This window comes from Aquabacterium sp., from assembly GCF_035476535.1.
Classification (GTDB): Bacteria; Pseudomonadota; Gammaproteobacteria; order Burkholderiales; family Burkholderiaceae_C; genus Pseudaquabacterium.
Genome location: NZ_DATILJ010000007.1, coordinates 1 through 7,227 on the forward strand (window position 1 = coordinate 1; position 7,227 = coordinate 7,227).

The following is a 7,227-nucleotide window of genomic DNA, read 5'->3' on the forward strand; positions in this document are numbered from 1 at the left end:
ATTTCGTACGCTGTCCCTCATCACGCGCCTTGGCATGGCCCGGCGCTGCCAGGAGAGACCGATGCAACTCAGCCCCGAACAACTCGCGCAATTCGACCGCGACGGCTACGTGTTCTTCCCCGGCCTGTTCACGCCGCAGGAAACCCAGGTCCTCAACGACTGCGTGCCCGCGCTCTACCAGCGCCGCGAGGTCTACAACGTGCGCGAACGCGGCTCGGACGCAGTGCGCACCAATTTCGCCGCGCACCTGGTCAGCGCGCCCTTCGCCCGGCTGGCGCGGCATCCGCGCATGGTGGAGCCGGTGGCGCAGCTGCTCGGTGAAGCGGTCTACATGCACCAGTTCAAGATCAACGGCAAGATGGCCTTCGAAGGCGATGTCTGGCAGTGGCACCAGGACTACGGCACCTGGCGCAACGACGACCACATGCCCACCGAGCGGGCAATGAACGTCGCGATCTTTCTCGACGAAGTGAATGCCTTCAACGGCCCGCTGATGTTCATTCCCGGCAGCCACAGACAAGGCGTGGTCGACGCGAAACACGACCTGACGACCACCAGCTACCCGCTGTGGACGGTGGACAAGGCACTGATCGCGCAACTGGTCGAACGCGCTGGCGGCAAGCACGGCGGCATCGTCTCGCCGACCGGGCCGGCAGGCTCGATGATCCTGTTCCACTCCTGCCTGGTACATGCGTCCAGCTGCAACCTGTCGCCATGGAACCGCGTCAGCGTGTACCTGAGCCTGTGCGCCGCCAGCAACCACATCCGGCGCTTCCAGCGGCCCGAATACATCGCGCACCGCGACTTCACGCCGATCAGTTGCCTGCCCGACGACTGCCTGCTGGGCGAGCTGCCGGTCGATCTGCCGTGGCTGCACGGCCTGCCGGCCAGCGCGCTGGAAACCTCGGCCGACGACATCACACAGGCGGTCACGCCATGAGCCTCCACGCCCAACTGCTGAAGCGAGCGGCCGACCGGCAACCGGTGCGCATCGGCCTGATCGGTGCCGGCAAGTTCGGCGCGATGTACCTGGCGCAGGTGCCGCGCACGCCGGGCGTGCACCTGGTGGCCATTGCCGACCTGTCGCCCGCCCATGCGCGGGCCAACCTGGCGCGTGTGGGCTGGGCGGACGAGCGCAGCCGCGCGACGTCCATCGACGACGCCGTCCGGCACGGCAACACCCACATCGGCGAGGACTGGGAAGCGCTGGTGCGCCACCCGGCGATCGACGTGCTCGTCGAATGCACCGGCAACCCGGTGGCCGCGGTCGACCATTGCCTGGCCGCGTTCACGAACCGCAAGCACGTGGTCAACGTGACGGTGGAGGCCGATGCCTTCTGCGGCCCGCTGCTGGCCCAGCGCGCGGCACAAGCCGGCGTGCTGTATTCGCTGGCCTTCGGTGACCAGCCGGCGCTGATCTGCGATCTGGTGGACTGGGCGCGCACCTGCGGCTTTCCGGTGGTGGCAGCCGGACGCGGCCACAAGTGGCTGCCGCACTTCTGCGAATCGACACCCGAGACGGTGTGGGGCCACTACGGCCTGACGCCCGAGCAGGCCGAGCGCGGCGGCCTGAACCCGAAGATGTTCAACAGCTTCCTCGACGGCTCCAAGCCCTCGATCGAATCCACCGCGGTGGCCAACGCCACCGGGCTGACGGTGCCGAGCAACGGCCTGCTGTACCCGCCGGCCAGCGTTGAGGATATTCCCTATGTGACGCGGCCAGTCGCTGAAGGCGGTGTGCTCGAACGCAAGGGCATGGTGGAGGTCATCTCGTCGCTGGAAGCCAATGGCCGAAAGATCCCCTACGACATCCGCATGGGCGTGTGGGTCACCGTGGAAGCCGAGACCGACTACATCCGCCACTGCTTCGAGGAATACAACGCGCACACCGACCCCAGCGGCCGCTACTTCACGCTGTACAAGCGCTGGCACCTGATCGGCCTGGAAGTCGGCGTCTCGGTCGCCAGCGTGGCCCTGCGGCGTGAAGCCACCGGTGTTCCGACCGCCTGGGTCGCCGATGTCGTGGCCACCGCCAAGCGCGACCTGCGCGCCGGCGAGCTGCTCGACGGCGAAGGCGGCTACACCGTGTGGGGCAAGCTGTTGCCGGCGGCCACCTCGGTGGCGATCGGCGGCCTGCCGCTGGGCCTGGCCCACGGCGTGAAGCTGCTGCGGCCGGTAAAGAAAGGCCAGAGCCTCAGCTGGGCCGATGTGGCCATGGACACCGGCACACTGGCCTGGCGCTGCCGCCAGGAGATGGTGCAGCGTTTCGCGCCGCCGCCGTCCGCGGTCTGAGCCGCAGGCTGGCCGGCCCTGCTGCGGCCAGGGGCATCGAATTCGACCGCAAGCGCCGGATGGCGGGTCTTGCTGGAATCCCTAAGCTCCCGGCATCAACATCCACCGATGCAAGAGGCAGCTCCCATGATCACGACGACCTCCCGAGCCCAGCGCGCCGCGGCCACCGCGGCCGACCCACGCTGGGCGCGCATCCAGGCCCGCGATGCCGGCGCCGACGGCAGCTTTGTCTACGCCGTGCGCAGCACCGGCGTGTACTGCCGGCCCAGTTGCCCGGCGCGCAGCGCGCGGCCCGAGAACATCAGCTTCCACCGCAGTGCGGCCGAAGCGGCATCGGCCGGCTTCCGGCCCTGCAAGCGCTGCAAGCCGGACCAGCGGGATGCGGATGCACAACGCACGGCGATGGTCACGGACCTGTGCCGCCACATCGACAGCGCCGATCCCGCGCCGACGCTGGACCAACTGGCCGCCCGCGCGGGCTTGAGCCCCTTCCACCTGCACCGCGTGTTCAAAGCGGTGACGGGGCTGACGCCCAAGGCCTACGCCAGCGCCCAGCGTGCACAACGCATGCGCCAGGCACTGGCCGAGAGTGGCTCGGTCACCGAAGCGATCTACGACGCCGGCTACGGCTCGGGCAGCCGCTTCTACGAACAGGCGCACCAGGTGCTGGGCATGACACCCAGCGCGTTCCGCGACGGCGGCGCCGACACCGAGATCCGCTTCGCGATCGGCCAATGCTCGCTGGGCGCGATCCTCGTGGCGCAGAGCGCACGCGGTGTCTGCGCGATCCTGCTGGGCGACGACCCGGATGCGCTGGCGCGTGATCTGCAGGACCGCTTCCCGAAGGCGCAGCTGATCGGCGGCGACGCCGGGTTCGAGCAGCTGGTGGCCACCGTCGTCGGCCATGTCGAAGCACCCCGGCATGGCCTGCGGCTGCCGCTGGATGTGCGCGGCACAGCTTTCCAGCGCCGGGTCTGGCAGGCGCTGTGCGAAATCCCTGCCGGCCAGACCGTGAGCTATGCCCAGGTGGCCCAGCGCATCGGCGCGCCGAGCGCCGTGCGTGCCGTCGCGCAGGCCTGCGCCGCCAATGCGCTGGCGGTGGCCATCCCGTGCCACCGCGTGTTGCGCAGCGATGGCGGCTTGTCGGGCTACCGCTGGGGCGTCGAGCGCAAGCGGGCCTTGCTGGAACGCGAGGCCCAGACATGAATGCGCCGGATCGGCAGCTGCCGCCGCGCGCCGTCGGCGCGGGCAGCCTCCCCTCCCGCGTCGAGGCGACCGATTGGCAGGCGGCCGGCGATGCGCTCGATCAGCAGGGCTGGGCCGCTATCCCGGGCCTGTTGTCGATCGAGGAGTGCCACGACCTCTCATCCCTTTACGAACTATCAGAGGACGCCGGCAGGTCGCTGTTCCGCAGCAAGGTGGTGATGGCCCGCCACGGCTTCGGCCGCGGCGAGTACCGGTACTTCGCCCATCCCTTGCCGCCGTTGATCACCACGCTGCGCGAGGCGGCGTATGCGCCGCTCGCGGCCATTGCCAACCGCTGGCAGGCGGCCTTGGGCCTCGCGCAGCGCTTTCCCGCGCGGCATGCCGAGTACATCGCGCAATGCCATCGGGTCGGGCAAACGCGGCCCACGCCCTTGCTGCTGCGCTACGGTCCGGGCGACTACAACTGCTTGCACCAGGATCTCTATGGTGAGCAGGTGTTCCCGCTGCAGATGGTGTTGCTGCTGTCGGAGCCGGGCCGGGACTTCGACGGCGGCGAGTTCGTGATGACCGAGCAGCGGCCACGCATGCAATCCCGCGCGATGGTGCTGCCTTTGCGCCAGGGCGACGCGGCGGTGATCGCCGTGCACCAGCGGCCGGTGCAGGGCAGCCGCGGTCCCTACCGCGTGAACCTGCGGCACGGCGTGAGCCTGCTGCGCAGCGGCCGGCGTTACACCGCCGGCATCATCTTCCATGATGCGAGCTGAGCGCTGCGCGGCCACGCCGGATCTCTTCGCGGCCGCGGCGGACGCACAAGACACCGTGCCGCTGGAGCCGGGTGCTGTCGTGCTGCCCGGCCTGGCGTTGCCGCAGGCCGAACAGCTGTTGCACGATGTCGCCGGCGTGCTGGCGCAGGCGCCGCTGCGCCACCTGGTCACGCCGGGCGGCTACACCATGTCGGTGGCGATGAGCAATTGCGGCCCGCTGGGCTGGACCAGTGACATCACGGGTTATCGCTACACGGCCACCGACCCGCTCAGCGGCCGGCCCTGGCCCGCCCTGCCCGCCGCGATGGCCACACTGGCGCGGCAAGCCGCCGCACGCGCCGGCTTCGACGGCTTCACGCCCGACGCCTGCCTGATCAACCAGTACAGCGCTGGCGCGCGGCTCAGCCTGCACCAGGACCGCGACGAGCACGACCTGCGGCAACCCATCGTCTCCGTCTCGCTGGGCCTGCCGGCCGTGTTCCTGTGGGGCGGCGCGCGGCGCAGCGCCCCAGTGCGGCGCATCCCCCTGAGCCATGGCGATGTCGTGGTCTGGGGCGGACCGGCACGGCTGCACTACCACGGCGTGCTGGCGCTGAAGGGCGGCTGCCACCCGCTCACCGGCGAACACCGCATCAACCTGACCTTCCGCTGCGCCAGCTGAGCCGGGCCTGGCCCTGCTGTCTGGCGCCGCGGCCCAGTTCGGAGCACACTGCAGCCAGGCTGAAGCGGCGCGACACGCTGTCGCGGGCCGCAGCAGCCGCAAGACCCACGGAGGCCGTCATGGCGATTCCTTTGCGTCTTTCCAGCTACCTGGACCAGCGCGGCGCGCAGTACGAGATCTGCGCGCACCTGCGCAGCCGCACCAGCGCCCAAACCGCCCGCACCGCCAATGTGCCGGCCCATGAACTGGCGAAGTCGGTCATCGTCGAAGACGACACCGGCTGCGTGATGGCCGTTCTGCCGGCGGACAAGAAGCTCAGGCTGGGTGAACTCTCGCGCCTGCTCGGCCGCAGGAACCTGCGGCTGGCCGACGAGCGCCGCATCGCCGAACTGTTCACCGACTGCGACCTCGGCGCCGTGCCCGCGCTGGGCATGGCCTGGGGCATCGAGACGGTGGTCGACGACGAACTCGAATCCTGCCCGACCATCTATGTCGAAGCGGGTGACCATGAGCGCCTGCTGCGCTTGTCGCACGATCAGTTCCATGCGCTGATGCTCACGGCGCGGCACGGGCGCTTCTGCGCCGAATCCATGCATTGATGGTGTGCGGCGGCCGCCATGAGCCACGCACCACTGCGCCTGCATGTGCCCGAGCCCAGCGGGCGCCCGGGGCACAGCACGGACTTTTCGTACCTGCGCCTCTCGGCCGCCGGTGAGGTGCGCCGGCCACCGATCGACGTGTCGCCCACCGACACCGGCGAGCTCGCCAACGCACTGGTGCGCGTGCTCGACGAGCAGGGCCGCGCCATCGGCCCCTGGGATCCGCGGCTCGACGTTCAGCAACTCCAGTCCGGCTTGCGGGCGATGCTGAAGACGCGCGCCTACGACGCACGCATGCTGATCGCGCAGCGCCAGAAGAAGATCTCGTTCTACATCCAGTGCCTGGGCGAGGAGGCCATCGCCACCGCGCACACGTTGGCGCTGCAAGACGGCGACATGTGCTTTCCCACCTACCGCCAGCAGGGCCTGCTGCTGGCGCGGGACGACATAGCCATGGTCGAAATGATGTGCCAGGCGATGTCCAACGAGCGCGACCCGATGAAGGGCCGCCAGCTTCCGGTGCTGCACTCCTACAAGCGGGCCGGCTTCTTCACCGTGTCCGGCAACCTGGCGACGCAATTCATCCAGGCAGTGGGCTGGGCCATGGCCTCGGCGATCCAGGGCGACACCAAGATCGCCTCGGCCTGGATCGGCGACGGCGCCACTGCCGAGTCCGATTTCCACACCGCGCTGACCTTCGCCCATGTCTACCGCGCGCCGGTGATCCTGAACGTGGTGAATAACCAGTGGGCGATCTCCAGCTTCCAGGCGCTGGCCGGCGGCGAATCGACCACCTTCGCGGCGCGCGGCGTGGGCTGCGGCATCGCCTCGCTGCGGGTCGACGGCAACGATTTCCTGGCGGTGCTGGCGGCATCGCAGTGGGCCGCAGAGCGGGCGCGCCAGAACCTGGGGCCCACGCTGATCGAATGGGTGACCTACCGGGCCGGTCCGCATTCCACTTCGGACGACCCGTCCAAGTACCGGCCGGCCGACGACTGGGAACGCTTCCCGCTGGGCGACCCGATCGCGCGGCTGAAGCAGCACCTGGTGGGCCTGGGTGCCTGGTCGGAGCAGGAGCAGGCGCAGGTCCAGCAGGAGCTGGAAGCCGAGGTGCTGGCGGCGCAGAAAGAGGCGGAGAGCCACGGCACGCTGCTCGACGGCCACATCCCCAGCGCGGCCACGATGTTCGACGACGTGTATGCGCAGATGCCGGAGCATTTGGTGCGGCAGCGGCAGGAAATGGGGGTGTGAAGATGGAATTGCTGACACACAACCCCATGCCTGTCATGCCGGACTTGATCCGGCATCCAGGCTGTTCTGCTTTCGGGCCGCGCTCCGCACGGTGGATGCCGGATCGAGTCCGGCATGACAACCGACTTCCGGGTCAAGCCCGCAATGACAGCGTATCGGGAGGCACTTCATGCTGACCCAGACCCGCGAGACCCAGGTGGAAACCGCCGCTGGCCCCACCAAGCCGATGACCATGATCCAGGCCTTGCGCTCGGCCATGGACGTGATGATGGAACGCGACGACAAGGTGGTCGTGTTCGGCCAGGACGTCGGCTACTTCGGCGGCGTGTTCCGCGTCACCGAAGGCCTGCAGGCCAAGTACGGATCGTCGCGCTGCTTCGACGCGCCGATCAGCGAAGGCGGCATCGTCGGCGTCGCCGTCGGCATGGCGGCCTACGGCCTGCGGCCGGTGGCG

At 69.3% G+C, this 7,227-nt stretch carries 7 protein-coding genes and 1 pseudogene; all 8 read left to right on the plus strand.

Annotated elements, in window-relative coordinates:
- Nucleotides 1-61 precede the first annotated feature (61 nt).
- Nucleotides 62-940, plus strand: a complete 879-nt coding sequence (locus VLK61_RS00470) for a phytanoyl-CoA dioxygenase family protein (RefSeq protein WP_325417187.1) — start codon at nucleotides 62-64, stop codon at nucleotides 938-940.
- On the plus strand, nucleotides 937-2,292 hold the full coding sequence (locus tag VLK61_RS00475) for an NAD(P)H-dependent oxidoreductase (protein ID WP_325417189.1): 1,356 nt from the start codon (nucleotides 937-939) through the stop codon (nucleotides 2,290-2,292). Before VLK61_RS00470 ends, VLK61_RS00475 begins: the two co-directional genes overlap by 4 nt.
- Before the next feature lie 126 nt (nucleotides 2,293-2,418).
- Nucleotides 2,419-3,498 carry a bifunctional DNA-binding transcriptional regulator/O6-methylguanine-DNA methyltransferase Ada gene (gene ada, locus VLK61_RS00480; RefSeq protein ID WP_325417191.1) on the plus strand — a complete coding sequence of 360 codons (1,080 nt, stop codon included), beginning with the start codon at nucleotides 2,419-2,421 and terminating at the stop codon, nucleotides 3,496-3,498.
- Nucleotides 3,495-4,262: a 2OG-Fe(II) oxygenase gene (locus tag VLK61_RS00485; RefSeq protein ID WP_325417193.1), complete on the plus strand. Its 768-nt coding sequence runs from the start codon at nucleotides 3,495-3,497 to the stop codon at nucleotides 4,260-4,262. The genes ada and VLK61_RS00485 overlap by 4 nt, the downstream gene beginning before the upstream one ends.
- On the plus strand, nucleotides 4,252-4,923 hold the full coding sequence (alkB, locus tag VLK61_RS00490; RefSeq protein WP_414636730.1) for a DNA oxidative demethylase AlkB: 672 nt from the start codon (nucleotides 4,252-4,254) through the stop codon (nucleotides 4,921-4,923). The genes VLK61_RS00485 and alkB overlap by 11 nt, the downstream gene beginning before the upstream one ends.
- A gap of 119 nt (nucleotides 4,924-5,042) precedes the next feature.
- Nucleotides 5,043-5,522: an aminoacyl-tRNA deacylase gene (locus tag VLK61_RS00495; RefSeq protein WP_325417197.1), complete on the plus strand. Its 480-nt coding sequence runs from the start codon at nucleotides 5,043-5,045 to the stop codon at nucleotides 5,520-5,522.
- Nucleotides 5,523-5,540: 18 nt separating this feature from the next.
- On the plus strand, nucleotides 5,541-6,773 hold the full coding sequence (locus VLK61_RS00500; RefSeq protein ID WP_325417199.1) for a 3-methyl-2-oxobutanoate dehydrogenase (2-methylpropanoyl-transferring) subunit alpha: 1,233 nt from the start codon (nucleotides 5,541-5,543) through the stop codon (nucleotides 6,771-6,773).
- Between the two features lie 169 nt (nucleotides 6,774-6,942).
- Nucleotides 6,943-7,227, plus strand: a pseudogene (locus VLK61_RS00505) (alpha-ketoacid dehydrogenase subunit beta); the annotation flags it as partial.